Source organism: Micromonospora sp. S-DT3-3-22 (genome assembly GCF_015354745.1).
GTDB lineage: Bacteria > Actinomycetota > Actinomycetes > Mycobacteriales > Micromonosporaceae > Micromonospora > Micromonospora wenchangensis.
Genome location: NZ_JACGMO010000077.1, coordinates 1 through 16277, shown reverse-complemented (window position 1 = coordinate 16277; position 16277 = coordinate 1). Strand labels below are relative to the sequence as shown.

Here is a 16277-nt window from a genome sequence, read left to right as displayed (position 1 = left end):
CCGACGATGAGCAACGGACCCCACGCCAAGCTGGCCGAACTCGGCCTGGCCCTGCCCGACGTGGTGCCGCCGGTGGCCAGCTACGTGCCGGCCGTGCAGTCCGGTCAGCACGTCTACGTCTCCGGTCAACTGCCGGTGGCCGAGGGGAAGCTGCTCGCCACCGGCCAGGTCGGCGCGGGTGTCTCGCCCGAGCAGGCCAAGGACCTCGCCGAGCGGTGCGCGCTGAACGCCCTCGCCGCCGTCGACTCGCTGGTCGGCCTGGAGAACATCGTCAAGATCGTGAAGCTGACCGGCTTCGTGGCGTCGGCGCCGGGCTTCCACGGCCAGCCGGCCGTGATCAACGGGGCCTCGGACCTGCTCGGCGCGGTCTTCGGGGAGGCCGGCCGGCACGCCCGCTCGGCCGTCGGGGTGGCCGAGCTGCCGCTGGACGCCCCGGTCGAGATCGAGTTGATCGTCGAGGTGGCCTGACCGCACCGCCACTCCCCGCGAGGTGACCCGGCCGGTCGGTCGAAAGCCGTGAAGGACCACAAACCAGTGGGCCGGTTCGGCAAGATCGCGGGGAGTGGCGCACAGGGTCGTACGATCGCAGCCATGACCGGGCATGTGACGGCACCGCCGGCCGCGCCGGCCGACCGGCTGCCGCAGTGGGTGACGTTGTTGCGTGCCCCCAACCCGGGGCCGATGACCCTGGAGGGCACCAACACCTGGCTGCTGCGCGCCCCCGACGCGGCAAAGGCGGTCGTCGTCGACCCCGGCCCGGCCGACGAGGGGCACCTCGCCGCCGTGGCCGCGTCCGGGCCGGTCGGGCTCGTGCTGATCACCCACGGGCACCCCGACCACACCGAGGGCGCCCCCCGGCTGAGCGACCTGCTCGGCGGGGTCCCCGTGCTCGCCGTCGACCCGGCGCACACCGTCGGCGGGGACCCGCTGACCGGGGCGGCCGGGCAGCTCGACGGGTACGGGCTGGGCATCGACCTGATCGCCACCCCCGGCCACACCGCCGACTCCGTCTGCCTGCAGGTGTCGTACGGCACCGAGCGGGTGGTGCTGACCGGGGACACCATCCTCGGCCGGGGCACCACCGTCGTCGCCCACCCCGACGGCCACCTCGGCGACTATCTGGCCAGCCTGGAGCGGCTGTCGGCGTACCAGGGGATCCCGGCGCTGCCCGGCCACGGCCCGGCGCTCGCCGACTGCGGCGCGGCGGCCGACTTCTACCTCGCCCACCGCCGGGCCCGGCTCGACCAGGTCCGGGCCGCCGTCGACGCGGGCGCGCGCACCGCACCCGAGGTGGTGGCGACCGTCTACGCCGACGTGGACCGGTCGCTGTGGTGGGCCGCCGAGTGGTCCGTCCGCGCCCAACTGGAGTACCTGGGAGTGGAGCAGCCGTGACCTGCCCGGTGTGCGGCACGCTCGCCGTCCCGGGCGCGCGGTTCTGTCACAACTGCGGGGCGGCGCTGCCGGCCGCCGCCGGCCTGCCCACTGCCGAACGACGGGTCGTCACCGTGCTCTTCGGCGACCTGTCCGAGTTCACCTCGTGGTCGGAGGACCTCGACCCGGAACGCGTCGGCGCGGTCACCGACCGGGTGCTCGCCGCGCTCGCCGGCGCGGTGAAGACGTTCGGCGGGCACGTCGACAAGCTCACCGGCGACGGCATCATGGCGGTCTTCGGCGCGCCCGTGGCCCACGAGGACGACGCCGAGCGGGCCGTCCGGGCCGCCCTGTCGATGCAGCGGGCCGTGCGCCGGGTGCTCGACGACGAACGCGGCGGCGGCGCACCGCTCGGCCTGCGGGTCGGGCTGAACACCGGCGACGTGATCGCCGGCATCCAGGCCGCCATCGAGTACACGGTCATCGGGGACACGGTGAACACCGCCGCCCGGCTCGCCGACGCCGCCGCCGTCGGCGCGATCTACGCCGGTGCCCGTACCGCGTCGGCCACCCGGCACGTCGCCTCCTGGCGGGTGCTGCGCCCGCTGCGGCTCAAGGGCAAGCGCGAGCCGGTCGAGGCGTACGAGCTGCTGGGCCTGCTCGACGCCCCGGGCACCCGGTCGGGGCTCGGCGACGAGGCGCCCTTCGTGGGGCGGGAGACCGAGATCGGCCGGGTCGCCGGCCGGCTCGCCGAGGTGATCGACCGGGGCGAGCCCCGGGTGCTGCTGATGACCGCCGAGGCGGGGATCGGCAAGTCCCGGTTCGCCGCCGAGGTGGAACGCCTCGCCGCCGGCTACGACGTCGGCGCGGGCCGGTACGCCGCGCACAGCGGGGCCCGGGTGCTCTCGGTACGCTGCGCCGCCTTCGGTGAGCGGCGACGGCTGGCCCCGTTGGCCGACCTGGTCCGGGCCGCCGTCGGCCTGCCCAGCGACACCTCCACCGCGCTCACCCGGCCGGCCGTGGAGGAACGGCTGCGCCGGCTCGCCCAACGGCTCGGCCGGCTGCGCGCCGACGCGCCACCGCTCGCCGGTGACCAGCTCCTGGCCCTGCTCGGGTACGCCGAACTGCCCGCCGGCAGCCCCGGTGACCAGGGCGGCTGGGGGGCCACCCCGCCGGCCGCCGACGCCGAGGCGGTGCCGGTCGCGGTGGCCGGGCTGCTCAGCGCCCTGGCCGCCGAGGCGCCGCTGGTGATCGTGGTCGACGACCTGCACGACGCCACCGGCGAGACGATCGCCGCCCTCGGCGCGACGCTGTCCCGGCTCACCGGCCCGGTCCTGGTGATGCTGCTGGGCCGCCCGGAGCTGGTCCGGACCGCCGGGGCGTTGACCTGGATCGCCGACGCCGAGGTGCAACCGCTGCCGCCGCTGCGCGGCGCGGACGCCTCCCGCCTGCTCACCAGCTATCTCAACGGCGGCAGGCTGCCCCAGGCCGACGCCGACCGGCTGCTCGCCACCGCCCAGGGCAACGCCTTCTACCTGGCCGAACTGGTCACCCTGCTGCGCGAGCGGGGAGCGCTGACCGCCGGCCCCGACGGCGGCTGGCGGCTGGTGCCCGGATCGCTGGGCAGCCGGCTGCTCTCCCGGGACCTCGCCGCCGTGCTCGCCGCCCGCATCGACGCGCTTCCGCCGGAGGCCCGGTCGGTGCTGCGGGACGCCGCCGTGGTCGGCGACGTGGTGCCCACCGGCGCGTTGGAGGCGCTGCGCGAGCAGCGGTCCGGGCCGGCCGGCCGGCCCGGCGCGGTGGCCGCCGTCGAGCTGGAGCGGGCCGTGGAGGAGTTGCTGCAACGCCGGATGCTGCACCGCACCCGCAGCGGCTTCGCGTTCGCCACCCCGCTGATGCGGGAGGCCGCCTACGCCGGGGTGAGCAAGGCCGAACTCGCCGAACGGCACGCCGCGCTGGCCCGCTGGGCGACCGGGGTCCCCGGCGCGTCGGTCGCCCCGCCGGGCGGGTTCACCGACGCGGCCCGGGACGACTTCGTGGCCGAGCAGGTCGAGCGGGCCGCCGTCCTCGCCGACGCGGTGAAGCTCCGCCCGGACTCGCCGGCCCGGACGGTCACCGGGCTCGGGGTGGCCGCGCTGGGCCGGGCCGCCCGTCGGGCGTTGCAGGCCGGTGAGCCGGCGCTGGCCGTCGAACACGCCGAACGCGCCGCCGAACTGGCCCGCGAGGGGCTGCCCCCGGCCGACCGGGTGGTGCACGCGCGGGCGCTGCTCCAGGTCGGCCGGGTCGGTGACGCGCTCGCCTTCGCCGAGAAGATCGCCGCCAACGCCGGTGACGACGCCGGCACCCGGGCCAGCGCCCTGCTGCTCGCCGGCCAGGCCCACCAGACGCAGGGCGACCAGGCGCGTGCGGTGGCCTGCTGGCAGGAGGCGTTGCAGGTGGCCACGGCCGGGGAGGTGACCAACCTGCGGGCCTCGGCGATGCGCCGGCTCGGGATGGCCGACTTCGTCGCCGGTCGGCTCGGCCAGGCGAGCAGCCGGCTCGCCGCCTCCTACCAGATCAGCCTCGCCGCGAAGGACCCGCGCGGGCAGGCGTGGGCGTTGCAGAACCTGGCCTGGGTCACCACCACCCGGGGGGACTTCGCCGGCACCGACGCGGTGCTCGGCCGGGCCGCCCGGCTCTTCGCCGAGCTGAAGGACCCGTACGGGCGGGCCTGGTTGCGCGGCACCACCGCCTTCGCCCGGCTGCTGGCCGGCCGGCTGGGGGAGGCCTGCCGGCTGGCCGGGATCTTCCTGCCGTTCGGGGAGCGGGTCGGCGAGGCGTGGGCGGTGGGCACGCTGCGCGCGGTCGAGGCGTTCGCCGGGGCGGAGCTGGGCGAGGTGGCCGAGGCCGACCGGTCGGCCCGCCGGGCGTACCGGGACTTCGCCGCCGTCTCCGACGACTGGGGGCGCGGGTTCGCCCTGGTGGTACGGGGGGTGGTGGCGCGGGGGCTGGGCGAGCCGGAGCACGCCGCCGACCTGTTCACCGACGCCCTCGCGTACGCCGGGCGGACCTCGCACCCGCTGCTGACCGGGATGGCCGGCACGCTGCGCGGCTTCGTGGCGCTGGACATGGGCGACTGCGAGACCGCCGAGCGGGACGCCCGGGCGGTGCTGACCGCCGTGGAACCGCACAACCCGCAGGCCCCGGCGCAGGCCGCCCCCCGGGTGCTGCTCGCCACCGCCCGGCTCGCCGCCGGTGACCCGGCCACCGCCGTCGGGTTGCTCGCCCCGGTGGCGACGACCGCCGCGAAGACGCCGACCCTGCTGTTCTCCCGCCGGCAGACCCTCGCCCGGTACGCTTCCGCGCTGCTCGCCCACGGCCAGACGGAGCAGGCGTTGGACTGGGCCCGGCGGGCGGTCGCCGCCCCGGCGGAGGACGTCCGCAGCCAGGTGATCGGCGCCGGGGTGCTGGCCGAGGCGTTGGCGGCCTGCGGTCTCCCGGCCGAGGCGCTGGCCAGCGCGCAGGAGGCGGTGCGGCTGGCCTACGCCACCGAGCAGCGCAGCGAACGGGCCAGCGCCGACGCCCTGGCGGCCCGGCTGGCCGACGGGGTCTGACCGGGGCGGTCGGCGGGTGCCGGTGGTGGTCCGCCGGCCCCGGTCGTCGGCGGACGGTAGGTCTGTCGGTTCCGGGGATGTGCGCCTGTCGGCCGGGACGGTTAGCGTGTCACTTCACGCGACCGCCCCTCGGTGCCGGTCGCGCCGTCGGGTGGGGGGCAGGATGAGGTTGCCGCGTTCGGGCGCTGGTTGGACGATCGCGGTCTTCGGGGTGCTGGCGGTGCTGCTCGGCGCGCTCGGGCTGGTGTGGCCGGAGGCGCAGCTGCGGATGCTCGGCTTCGAGGTGCCGGCGACCCGGGCGCCCGGCGACTACACCGGCACGTTCCTCACCGCGTCCTCGATGGCCTCGTTCAACATGGGCGTCTACTACCTGTTGGCGGTGGCGACCGAGTGGCGGGCGTTCTACCGGTTCACGGTGGTCTTCCGGCTGGTCACCTTCACCGTCTTCACGCTGACCGTGCTGGCCGACGTGGCACCGGACCGGTTCATCGGGGTGGCGCTGTGGGAGGGTGCCGGCGCGGTGGCGACGGCGCTCGGCCTGCGCTGGGACGCCCGTCGATCCACAGGTGCGGGCGGTAGCGCTCCCATCTCGACAGCGGCCCAGGTCAGCGGCGTCTCCGGGGGTGCGACGAGCGGGTCGGCCGCTGCCGGTCCGGCCGCCGCCGCCGGTACGGACCGCTGAGCGTCCCGGCGGAACGGGTATTTTCGAGCCGTGACCGAGACCCCGCCCGGCGCCCTCCGGCTGCCCAATGTGCCCGGTCTGACCGACTTGCAGGTCTTTGCCCGGGGCGGCTACGCCACCGTCTACCGGGCCACCCAGATCTCCGTCGGTCGGGAGGTCGCCGTCAAGGTGGAGAACCGCACCCTGGACAACGAACGCGACCAGGCCCGGTTCCTACGGGAGGCGCGGGCGGCCGGGCGGATGTCCTCGCACCCGCACGTGGTGGACCTCTTCGACGTCGGGGTGACCGTCGACCAGCACCCCTACCTGATCATGGAGTTGTGCGACGGGTCGTACGCCGAACGGATGCGGACCTCGCCGCTCGACGCGTCCGAGACCCGTGACCTCGGCATCAAGATCGCCGACGCGCTGGCCCACTCGCACGCGGCCGGGGTGCTGCACCGCGACGTCAAGCCCGCCAACATCCTGCACTCGCACTTCAACTCGGCGGTGCTCGCCGACTTCGGGCTGGCCGTGCTGGCCGAGGCGCGGGACGCCTCGGTCACCCTGGAGGTGCTCACCCCGGCCTACGCCCCGCCGGAGATGTTCAACCACAGCCCGCCGTCACCGGCCGTCGACGTGTACGCCCTCTGCGCCACCCTCTACGCGGTGATGACCGGACGCCCCCCGCGCTGGCAGTCCGAGCGCAACCCGAGCCTGGTCACCGTCCTGGAACTGTTCCACCAGCCGATCCCCGACCTGCCCGGGGTGCCGACCGAACTGGTCGACGTGCTGCGCGCCGGGATGTCCAACGACCCCGACGCCCGCCCCTCCGCCCTCGAACTGCGCGACCTGCTCACCGCGCTGCCCGTCGACCCGGCCCCCGCCCCGGTCAGCGGCGCCCCGGTCTCCGGCGGGCCCTCCGGTGGCACCGGCGGCGGTGGGCCGTACACCCTCGGGTGGACCACCGGCCAACCCGGACGGACCACCGGGCGGCCCGCCCCCCGCCCCCCGGCCCAGGACGACCACCCGACCGTGCCGCACGGCGCACGTCGGCGGCGGCGCTGGTTCTTCGGCGGGGCCGGGGTGCTCGCCCTGGCCGCCTCGGCGAGCGCCGGAGCGTGGGTCGCCGGTGGCGCGCCGCCTCTGGCCGGCCCGACCGCCGCCCCGTCGACCGTCGGCTCGTCCAGCCCGGCCGCCCGCTGGGGCGCCCTGCCCGGCTGCGCCGCCGACGGCACCGCCGTGGTCCTGCCGCCCGGTGCCCGGTGCGCCCCCGTGCTGGAGTGCTTCGGCCCCGTCCGGCTGCGCGCCGACCGGGCCGAAGCCGCCCAGGTCTCCTGCGAGGGACGGCACACCTGGGAGACGTACGTGGAGGGACAGTTGCCGGCCGAACTGGCCGCCGCCGGGCACGCCACGATCAGCGCCGACCCGACCGTCCGGTCGGTGTGCAACGCGCGGACGTTCCGGCTGACCAGCGGGATCGACTACACCAACGGCTGGCGGCTCGAAGTGCTGCCGCCCGGCGAGAAGGATTTCGACCGCACCTACCGCTGCCTCGCCGGGCGGGGCGTGAACGCCCTGGTCGCTCCCACCCTCACTGGTCGCTGACCTCGCGCATCCGGTGCCGCCGGCTCAACACCGCCGCGCTGTCCAGCGCGTCCAGCGTGTCGGCGTCGAGGAACGAGCCGGCCTCCGGCAGGCCCGGGGCGGTCGCCCCGACCGGGGGCTCCCGGTCGTCGCGTTCGCGCAGGGCGGCCAGCGCGGTGCCGGTCACCGTCGCGAAGAGGACACCGAGCAGCGCCAACCCCACCGTCATGATGCCGGCGGGATGCCGGAAGACCAGCACCACCACCACCGCGCCGGTCGCCAGCGCCGCGGCCACCGCCACGGTCCGCGCGTCCGGCCTCAGGAATCGCCTCACCCGACAAGCATGACCTGTTCGGGCGTGCTGTCAAACCGTACGGCCGATGCGGTTGACCGTTCTGCCTAGAGTGACGGGCGTCGAGGTGTCGTCCCGGCCCGTCCCCGCCGGGGCTGTCGGCCGGGCGGCGCGACGGAGATGGACCGTAGCCGCTACCCTCGGTGTCCCCCAGGCTGTCCGTCAGCGAGGTGCGCCGATGAATCACATCTCCGCCCGCCACCGGGTCCGATCGGTCGCCACCACCCTGGCGGTGGCCCTGACCCTCACCCTGGCCGCCGCGGCAGGCTGCGACAACCGGCGCGAACCCTCGCTGCCCTCGGTCCGCGACAAGCTGCGCGAGTCGCACATCGACGGCCAACCGAAGATCAAGATCGGGGTGGCGACCACCGAGCCGCTCATGGGCGAGCTGCGCAACGGCGCACACGTCGGCTTCGACGTGGAGATCGCCCGCTACGTCGCCTCCTATCTCGGCTACGAGGGTGACCAGCGGATCGAGTGGGTGTCGGTGACCACCGAGGACCGTATCCCCGCCCTCCAGGGTGGCGTGGTCGACCTGGTGGTCTCCAGCTTCTCGATCACCGAGGAGCGGGAGAAGCTAGTCAGCTTCGCCGGCCCGTACTTCGTCACCACCCAGGAGGTGATGGTGCCGACCCGGCTCAAGGACAAGATCCGCACCATCGAGGACCTCCGCGAACCGGCGTACAAGGTGTGCACCAGCGGCGGCTCCACCACCGAGGCCGAGCTGGCCAAGCACGACGTCAAGGCGCTGGTGGTCAAGGAGGTCGGGGACTGCGTCCGGGGCATCCGGGAGGGCCGCTACGACGCGGTCAGCTCCGACGAGACGATCCTCGCCGGGTTCCTCTCCCTCTACCCGACCGAGTTCGAGATCGTCGACATGCCCTTCGGCACCAGCGAACTGCTCGGCATCGGGGTGCCGATCGGTGACCCCGCCCTGCGCGACCTGGTCGCCTTCGCCCTCCAGAAGAGCTACCTTCAGGGCCGCAGCGGGATCAGCAGCCCGTGGCTCACCGCCTACAACCGGACCCTCGGGCCGTGGCTCAAGGCCGAGAAGGCACAGCCACAACCGCTGAACGTGCCGGAACTGGTCGACTTCGACGACAAGGCGCCGACCCGGTGACCGCCCCGGCCGTACCGCAGGATCTGGGCGCCACCACCGTCCCGGTGCGCGACGGCTGGGACCCGGCGGTGGAGCGGCGGGCGCGGGCCAGCCAGTCGTTCTGGACGGCCGTGGTGGGGGTGCCCGCCGTCTTCTCCGTGCTGCGTCTCGGCGTCGAGGCGGGCGGTGAACTCCAGACCACGCTGCTGCTGGTGGCGAACGTCGGGCCGGTGAACCTGCTCGCCGGCTTCCTCACCACCGCCGCCCGGCTGCTCTCCACCGGCCTGGTCGCGGTCTTCGCGCTCGGCGCGGTGCTGCGGGTCAGCGTCGAACGGATGCCGCCCACCGTCCGTCGCCCGCTCTTCGTCCGCTGGGCGGACCTCACCCCGGCCTGGTTCGTGCTGGCCAGCTTCCTCACCGCCCTGGTCACCTGGCAACTGCTCTACCTGCCGCTGCTGCTGCCGGCGTTCGTGGCCGCCTTCCAGCTCACCCCCGCCCGCCTGCACGAGCACGTCGTGCCCCGGACGCTGCTCGTGGTGGCGCTGCTCGGCGGGTACGGCTGGCTGCTCGCCCCCACCCTGGTCGACGCCTGGCAGCAACGGGAACTGCTCGCCCTGGCGCTGCTCGTCGCCCCGCCGCTGCTCGCCCTCGCGGTCACCGGTCCGCTGCCCGGGGCGGTGATCCGGCCGCTCGCCTCGGTCACCGAGGCGGCGGTGCTGGCCATGCTGGTCTGGGCGGCGCTGCCGGTGATCACCACTCCGGTGCTGCCGCTCACCGTGACCACCGTGGAGACCACCCCCGGCGTCACCGAGGACGTCCGGGGGCACGTGGTCACCGTGGACGACGTCAACATGGTCCTGCTCCAGGAACGCGGCGGCGTCCGGTACGTGCCGGTGGACGACGTCCGCGCCCAGGTGCTCTGCCCCAGCGAGGAGGAACTGCCCCGGCACCGGCTGCGCATCCGGGACTACCACGTGGAGGACTCGCTGCTGGAGGGGCTGGGCCGGCGGGTGCGCCCGGTGCACCGTACCGACGCGGCCTGCCGCACCCTGCGCTGACCGACGGATCAGTAGGACTTCTCCTGGCCCAGCACGTGCTGGGCGACGAAGTTGAGGATCATCTCCCGGCTGACCGGGGCGATCCGGCCGGCCCGGACCGCGCCGAGCAGCGTCGCCACCCCGTACTCGGTGGTCATGCCGGCCCCGCCGAGGGCCTGCACGGCGGTGTCCACGGCCAGCGCGGCGGCCTCCCCGGCCGCGTACTTGGCCATGTTGCCGCAGACGCCGGCCTCCAGGTCGCGGCCCGCGTCGTACAGGGTGGCCGCCTTGTGGATCATCAGTCGGGCGAGTTCCACCTGCACCGCCGCGTGCGCCAACGGGTGCGCCACACCCTGGTGCGCGCCGATGCTGCGACCACCCCAGACCCTACGGGTGGCGGTGTAGTCGGTGGCCCGCTCGATGGCGTACCGGCCGGTGCCGACGCCCATCGCGGCGACCGTGATCCGCTCCGGGTTCAGCCCGGCGAACAACGCCGGCAGGCCGGCGTCCAACGACCCACCGACCAGCGCGTCGGCGGGCAGCCGGACGTCGTCCAGGTAGAGCAGGAACTGGTTCTCCGGGGAGACGATCTCCATGTCCAGCCTGGACCGGGTCAACCCGGCCGCGTCGGTCGGCACCACGAACAGCGCGGGCTTCAGCTTCCCGGTCGTCGCGTCCTCGGTACGGGCCACCACCAGCACGTACTGCGCCTCGTCCACGCCGGAGATGTAGCACTTGCGGCCCGAGAGCAACCAGTCGTCGCCGTCACGGCGGGCCACCGTGCCGAGCCGGTGGAAGTTCGACCCGGCCTCCGGCTCGGTGATCGCGAAGACCACCTTCAGTGAACCGTCGGCGAACCCGGGCAGGAAGCGCTTGCGCTGCTCCTCGGTGCCGTGCCGGTTGATCACCGTGGCGGCGATGGCCGGGGAGACCACCAGCAGCAGCAACGGGCAGCCGGCAGCGGCCAGCTCCTCGCAGACGATGGCCAGCTCGGTGAGGCCGCCGCCACCGCCGCCGTACTCGGTGGGGACGTTCACGCCCAGGTAGCCGAGCCGGCCGGCCTCGTCCCACAGCTCGGTCGTGTGCCCGCCGGATTTCGCCTTCTCGACGAAGTAGGAGTGGCCGTACCGGCGGCCCAGCGCGCGGACGGCGTCACGGAGCTGGTCCTGCTCCGGGGTGAGGTCGAAGTTCATCGGGGTGCCTCCTCGGGGTTGACCACGGCCAGCACCGCACCCGTCTCGACCTGCCCACCGGCGGACACCGGCAGGTCGGCGACCACGCCGTCGGTCGGGGCGAGCACGGGATGTTCCAGTTTCATCGCCTCCAGGGTCAGCAGCAGATCCCCGGCGGCGACCCGCTGACCGGCCTCGACGTGCACCCGGGACACCGTGCCGGGCAGCGGCGCGAGCAGCGACCCGGCCGCCGTCGCCGCGCGGGGCAGCGGGAAGTGGGGCAGCTCGGTCAGCTCCGCCGCCCCGTCCGGGCCGTCCACGAAGACCACCGACCCCGCCCGGTGTACGCGGAACACCTGCCGCACCCCCGCCACGTCGAGCAGCACCCGGTCCGGTGCCGCCGTCACCAACGCCACGGCCGGCGGTACGTCCGCAGCGGGCGGGTCGGGCGTGGCCCGGCCGTCGGCGGGTGGACCGCCCGTCGCCGCTGCCCCGGTCGCCGGGGCGGGTGGATCGGTGGACCAGTCGGCGAGTGCGCCGGACCGGTCCAGCCGGTAGCGCACCTCGATCTCCTCGCCGCCGGGACCGGCGTACCGGACGACCTGGGGGAGGGCCGGCACGTTGCGCCAACCCGACGGGAGGCCGGCGAGCACCGGGGCGGCGGCCCGGCGCGCGGCGGCCCCGGCGAGCGCGGCGGCCAGCGCCACCTGCGGGAGCCGGGCGGCCGGCAGCAGCGGCGCGAAGACCTCGGGGTGCACGTCCAGGAAGCCGGTGTCCACCCGCGCCGCGCCGAACTCCGCGCTACGCAGCACCCGGACCAGCAGGTCCCGGTTGGTGGCCACCCCGTGCAACTCGGCGCGGGCCAGCGCTCCGGCGAGCAGCCGGGCCGCCTCGGCCCGGGTCGGTGCCCAGGCGACCAGCTTGGCCAGCATCGAGTCGTAGTGCACGCCCACCGTCGACCCGGTGCCCACCCCCGAGTCGAGCCGCAGGCCCCGGGTCGGGGTGAACCCGCCGACCACCCCGGGCACCGCGAACCGGTGCAGCGTGCCGGTCGCCGGCCGGAACCCCTGCGTCGGGTCCTCCGCGCACAGCCGTACCTCGATGGCGTGGCCGTCTACCGGCGGGGTCGCCGGCACCGGCAGCGCACCACCCTCGGCGACCAGCAGTTGCAGCCGGACCAGGTCCAGCCCGGTGACCGCCTCGGTGACCGGGTGCTCCACCTGGAGCCGGGTGTTCATCTCCAGGAAGAAGAACTCGCCCGTCGGGGCGAGCAGGAACTCCACCGTCCCCGCCCCCACGTAGTCGACCGCCCGTCCAGCGGCGACCGCCGCCGCGTGCAGCCGCTCCCGCACCCCGTCGGGCAGCACCGCCGGGGCCTCCTCGACGATCTTCTGGTGCCGCCGCTGGATCGAGCAGTCCCGCTCACCGAGGGCCACGACCGTACCGTGGGTGTCGCCGAAGATCTGCACCTCGACGTGCCGGCCACGCTCGACGTACCGCTCGACGAAGACCGTGCCGTCGCCGAACGCGGCGGCGGCCTCGCGGCGCGCCGAGTCGACGGCCGCCGGCAGGTCCGCCGGGTCGCGGACGATGCGCATCCCCCGGCCGCCGCCCCCGGCGGACGCCTTGACCAGCACCGGGAAGTCGGTGACCTCGTCGCGGTCGGTCCAGGTCGGCAGCATCGGCACGCCCGCCCCGGCGAGCAGCTCCTTCGCCGCGATCTTGTCGCCCATCGCCGCGATCGCCCCGGCCGGCGGGCCGACCCAGGTCAGACCCGCGTCGGTCACCGCCGCCGCGAACCCGGCGTGCTCGGCGAGGAAGCCGTAACCCGGGTGGACGGCGTCCGCGCCGGTCCGCCGCGCCGCGTCCAGGATCAGCTCCATCCGCAGGTACGTCTCGACGGGCGAGTTCCCCGGCAGCCGGACCGCCTCGTCGGCCTCGGCCACGTACGGCGCGTCGGCGTCCGCGTCGGAGTGCACGGCGACCGTCGCCACACCGAGCGCCCGACAGGTGGCGAAGACCCGCCGGGCGATCTCCCCCCGGTTGGCCACCAGCAGTTTCCGAATCACGAGCCCCTGCCTTTCGTCGGTGGCTACATCCGGAAGACGCCGAAGCCGTCGGCGCCCTTCACCGGTGCGTTGTGGATCGCCGACAGGCAGAGCCCGAGGACGGTACGGGTGTCCCGGGGATCGATCACCCCGTCGTCGTAGAGCCGGCCGGACAGGAACAGCGCCCCCGACTGCGACTCGATCTGCTGCTCGACCATCATCCGCATCGCCGCGTCGGAGTCCTCGTCGTAGTCCCGGCCCCGGGCGGCGGCGGCCTGCCGGGCCACGATCGACAGCACCCCGGCCAACTGCGCCGGCCCCATCACCGCCGACTTCGCGTTCGGCCAGGTGAACAGGAACCTCGGCTCGTACGCCCGGCCACACATGCCGTAGTTGCCGGCACCGTACGAGGCACCCAGGTTGACCGTCAGGTGCGGCACCGTCGAGTTCGCCACCGCGTTGATCATCAGCGCGCCGTGCTTGATGATGCCGCGCTGTTCGTACTCGGTGCCGACCATGTAGCCGGTGGTGTTCTGGAGGAAGACCAGCGGGGTGTCGGCGGCGTTGGCGAGCTGGATGAACTGGGCCGCCTTCTGCGCCTCCGCGCTGAACAGCACCCCCCGCGCGTTCGCCAGCACCCCCACCGGGTAGCCGTGCAGCTCGCCCCAGCCGGTGACCAGGGCGGTGCCGTACGCCGGCTTGAACTCGTCGAACTCGCTGCCGTCGAGCACCCGGGCCAGCACCTCACGCGGGTCGAACGGCACCTTCAGGTCGGCGCTGACGATGCCCAGCAGCTCCTCCGGGTCGTACCTCGGTGGGCGGGGGGCCGGGTCGCGCGGCGGTGGCCCCTGCTTGCGCCAGTTGAACCGGCGTACGCACCGTCGGGCCAGCCGGATGCCGTCCCGCTCGTCCTCGGCGAGCTGGTCGGCGAGGCCGGACGTGCCGGCGTGCATCGCCGCACCACCGAGCGACTCGTCGTCGGTGACCTCGCCGGTGGCCATCCGCACCAGCGGCGGCCCGGCCAGGTACACCTGCGACCGGTCCCGGATCATGATCACGTGGTCGGACATCCCCGGCACGTACGCGCCACCGGCGGTGGCGTTACCGAAGACCACGCTGACCGTGGGGATACCGGCGGCGGAGAGCCGGGTCAGGTCGCGGAACACCCGACCGCCCGGAATGAAGATCTCCGCCTGGGTGGGCAGGTCCGCCCCGGCGCTCTCCACCAGGTTCACCATCGGCAGCCGGTTCGCCAGGGCGATCTCACCGGCCCGCCGGGTCTTCGCCAGCGACCACGGGTTCACCGCGCCGCCGCGTACCGTCGGATCGTTGGCGACGACCAGGCACTCCACGCCCTCGACCACGCCGATGCCGGTGACCACGCTCGCCCCGACCGGGAAGTCGGTGCCGAACCCGGCGACCGGCGACAACTCCAGGAACGGGCTGTCCCGGTCGAGCAGCAGCTCGATCCGCTCCCGGGGCAGCAGCTTGCCGCGCCCGTGGTGCCGGGCCACGTACTTCTCGCCGCCGCCGGCCCGCGCCCGGTCGAGCGCGGCGTCCAACTCGGCGAGCCGCTCCCGCAGCGCCTCCCGGTTGGCCACGAAGGCCGGCGCGGCCGGGTCGATCGCACTCTCCAGTGTGGTCACTGTGCCCCTTCCGGTGGCTCGCCGACCCGGCACCCGGGGCCCGCTGTCGGTCGCGGCGGCAGGACTCGCCGGCCCGGCCCGCTGCTCGCGCTCACAGGCCCAGGCCCTTGGCGATGATCTCGTTCATGATCTCGGTGGTGCCGCCGCCGATGCCGAGGATGCGGGCGTCCCGGTAGTGCCGCTCCACCTCGGCGTCGCGCAGGTAGCCGAAGCCGCCGTGCAGTTGCAGCGCGGCGTCGACCACCTGGTCGCAGGCGGCCACCGCGACGTTCTTCGCCATCGCCACCTCGGTCACCACCGGCTCGCCCGCCGCCACCCGGGCGGCCACCTGGTGCACGTACGCGCGGGCCGCCTCGGTGCGGGTGTGCATCTCGGCCAGCCGGTGCCGGACCAGTTGCCGGCTGGCCAACGGACGGCCGAACGTGGACCGGTCCCGGCACCAGCGGGTCGCCAGCTCCACGCAGCGCTGCGCGGTCGCGTACGCCTGGGTGGCCAGGGAGAGCCGCTCGGTGGCGAAGTTCTGCATGACCGCCAGGAAGCCGGTGTCCTCCTCGCCGATCCGGTTGGCCACCGGCACCCGCACGTCGACGAAGGACAGCTCGGCCGTGTCCGAGCAGTGCCAGCCGAGCTTGTCCAGCTTCCTGCCGACGGTGAACCCGGGGGTGCCCTTGTCGATCACCAGCAGGTGCAGCGACCCGCTGCCGGGGAAGTCGCCGCAGACCGCCGTGGTGACGAAGTCGGCGCGTACCCCGCTGGTGACGTACGTCTTCGACCCGTTGACCAGGTAGTGGTCGCCGTCGCGGCGGGCGGTGGTGCGGATCGAGGCGACGTCGGAGCCGCCGTCCGGTTCGGTGATCGCCAGCGCGCCGATCAGCTCGCCCGCCAGCGTCGGCCGGACGTACCGGGTGACCAGCGGGTCGTCGGCGGCCGAGGGTCGGGCGGCGAGCCGGCCACCGAGCGTGCCGCCGGTTCGCCCACCGGCCGCCGCGACGATGTGCGGCAGCGCGATGCCGTGTGTGAACAGCGCCGCGACCAGCCCGGACGAGCCGCCGGAGCGGATGATCTCTTCGGTGACCACGATCGAGTCGAGCAGGTCGCCGCCGCTGCCCCCGACCGACTCGGGGAAGCCGATGCCGAGCAGGCCGAGCTTCGCGGCGGTGACGTGCAGCGTGCGGGGGACCTCGCCGGCCCGTTCCCAGTCGGCCAGGTGCGGCAGCACCTCGCGGGTCACGAAGGCCCGGGTCAACTCCCGCAGCTGCCGCCGCTCCGGCGTGTCCACGATCGTCACCGGTCCCCCTCCCCGGCCGGTCCGCCCGGCCCGGCTGCGGGTGGTCCGGGGGCGAGGGCGGCGGGCAGGTCGACGATGCGGGAGCGGAGCAGCTCGCCGAGCGCCTTGGCCTGCGGGTCGAACCGGGTGGAGGCGGCCACCCCGGCCCCGAGCAGGCCCCGGATCACGAAGTTGACCGCCCGCAGGTTCGGCAGCTCGTACCGCTCGACGGTCAACGGGGCGGTCTCGGGCAGCAGTTCGGCCAGCCGCTCGACGGTCAACCACTCCCGCAGCCACTCCCAGGTCGGGTCGGTGCGGGCCCAGACACCGAGGTTGGCGTCGCCACCCTTGTCGCCCGACCGCGCCCCGACCAGCTCACCCAGCGGCCCCCGCCGGGTCGGCCCGGCGGCCGGAGCCGGGCCCGCCGGCCCGGCCCCGGGCGGC

12 protein-coding genes and 1 pseudogene are annotated in these 16277 nt (G+C 74.9%); 7 read left to right on the top strand and 6 right to left on the bottom strand.

Annotated features, from left to right (window positions below):
* The first annotated feature begins 6 nt into the window (after positions 1–6).
* The 5 genes from H1A17_RS21395 to H1A17_RS21375 all read left to right on the top strand — a co-directional run bounded on the left by H1A17_RS21395 (position 7) and on the right by H1A17_RS21375 (position 7233).
* Positions 7–468: a RidA family protein gene (locus H1A17_RS21395; RefSeq protein WP_088643832.1), complete on the top strand. Its 462-nt coding sequence runs from the start codon at positions 7–9 to the stop codon at positions 466–468.
* A gap of 123 nt (positions 469–591) precedes the next feature.
* Complete coding sequence (locus H1A17_RS21390) at positions 592–1392, top strand: MBL fold metallo-hydrolase (protein WP_145922138.1); 801 nt, start codon at positions 592–594, stop codon at positions 1390–1392.
* Complete coding sequence (locus H1A17_RS21385) at positions 1389–4964, top strand: adenylate/guanylate cyclase domain-containing protein (protein ID WP_145922137.1); 3576 nt, start codon at positions 1389–1391, stop codon at positions 4962–4964. Before H1A17_RS21390 ends, H1A17_RS21385 begins: the two co-directional genes overlap by 4 nt.
* Positions 4965–5127: 163 nt before the next feature.
* A complete protein-coding gene (locus H1A17_RS21380) occupies positions 5128–5646 on the top strand; it encodes a hypothetical protein (protein WP_145922136.1) in 519 nt (172 codons plus the stop codon).
* Between the two features lie 30 nt (positions 5647–5676).
* Entirely contained in the window at positions 5677–7233 is a 1557-nt protein-coding gene (locus H1A17_RS21375) for a serine/threonine-protein kinase (RefSeq protein ID WP_145922135.1), read from the top strand.
* Here the strand turns inward: H1A17_RS21375 and H1A17_RS21370 are convergent.
* On the bottom strand, positions 7220–7546 hold the full coding sequence (locus H1A17_RS21370) for a hypothetical protein (protein WP_145922134.1): 327 nt from the start codon (positions 7544–7546) through the stop codon (positions 7220–7222). The genes H1A17_RS21375 and H1A17_RS21370 overlap by 14 nt on opposite strands.
* Positions 7547–7742: 196 nt before the next feature.
* Here H1A17_RS21370 and H1A17_RS21365 point away from each other — a divergent pair, with 196 nt between their 5' ends.
* Both H1A17_RS21365 and H1A17_RS21360 read left to right on the top strand, forming a co-directional pair.
* Complete coding sequence (locus H1A17_RS21365) at positions 7743–8684, top strand: transporter substrate-binding domain-containing protein (protein ID WP_145922133.1); 942 nt, start codon at positions 7743–7745, stop codon at positions 8682–8684.
* On the top strand, positions 8681–9721 hold the full coding sequence (locus tag H1A17_RS21360; RefSeq protein WP_145922132.1) for a hypothetical protein: 1041 nt from the start codon (positions 8681–8683) through the stop codon (positions 9719–9721). The genes H1A17_RS21365 and H1A17_RS21360 overlap by 4 nt, the downstream gene beginning before the upstream one ends.
* Positions 9722–9729: 8 nt before the next feature.
* Here the strand turns inward: H1A17_RS21360 and H1A17_RS21355 are convergent, their stop codons facing one another.
* The 5 genes and pseudogenes from H1A17_RS21355 to H1A17_RS21335 form a co-directional block, all read right to left on the bottom strand.
* Positions 9730–10893 (bottom strand): acyl-CoA dehydrogenase family protein, encoded by a 1164-nt coding sequence (locus tag H1A17_RS21355; RefSeq protein ID WP_194822734.1) that lies wholly within the window; start codon positions 10891–10893, stop codon positions 9730–9732.
* Positions 10890–12941, bottom strand: a complete 2052-nt coding sequence (locus H1A17_RS21350; RefSeq protein ID WP_194822733.1) for a biotin carboxylase N-terminal domain-containing protein — start codon at positions 12939–12941, stop codon at positions 10890–10892. The genes H1A17_RS21355 and H1A17_RS21350 overlap by 4 nt, the downstream gene beginning before the upstream one ends.
* 23 nt (positions 12942–12964) lie before the next feature.
* Positions 12965–14566 (bottom strand): acyl-CoA carboxylase subunit beta, encoded by a 1602-nt coding sequence (locus H1A17_RS21345; RefSeq protein WP_145922129.1) that lies wholly within the window; start codon positions 14564–14566, stop codon positions 12965–12967.
* A 91-nt stretch (positions 14567–14657) separates the two neighbouring features.
* Positions 14658–15854 carry an acyl-CoA dehydrogenase family protein gene (locus tag H1A17_RS21340; RefSeq protein WP_194822732.1) on the bottom strand — a complete coding sequence of 399 codons (1197 nt, stop codon included), beginning with the start codon at positions 15852–15854 and terminating at the stop codon, positions 14658–14660.
* Positions 15851–16277 (bottom strand): annotated as a pseudogene (locus H1A17_RS21335) (hypothetical protein); the annotation flags it as partial. The pseudogene H1A17_RS21335 and the gene H1A17_RS21340, both read right to left, overlap by 4 nt.

Coding starts and splice junctions, on each gene's coding strand:
- H1A17_RS21395 (WP_088643832.1), top strand. CDS start 7: ATGAGCAACGGACCCCACGCCAAGCTGGCCGAACTCGGCCTGGCCCTG.
- H1A17_RS21365 (WP_145922133.1), top strand. CDS start 7,743: ATGAATCACATCTCCGCCCGCCACCGGGTCCGATCGGTCGCCACCACC.
- H1A17_RS21355 (WP_194822734.1), bottom strand. CDS start 10,893: ATGAACTTCGACCTCACCCCGGAGCAGGACCAGCTCCGTGACGCCGTC.
- H1A17_RS21390 (WP_145922138.1), top strand. CDS start 592: ATGACCGGGCATGTGACGGCACCGCCGGCCGCGCCGGCCGACCGGCTG.
- H1A17_RS21380 (WP_145922136.1), top strand. CDS start 5,128: ATGAGGTTGCCGCGTTCGGGCGCTGGTTGGACGATCGCGGTCTTCGGG.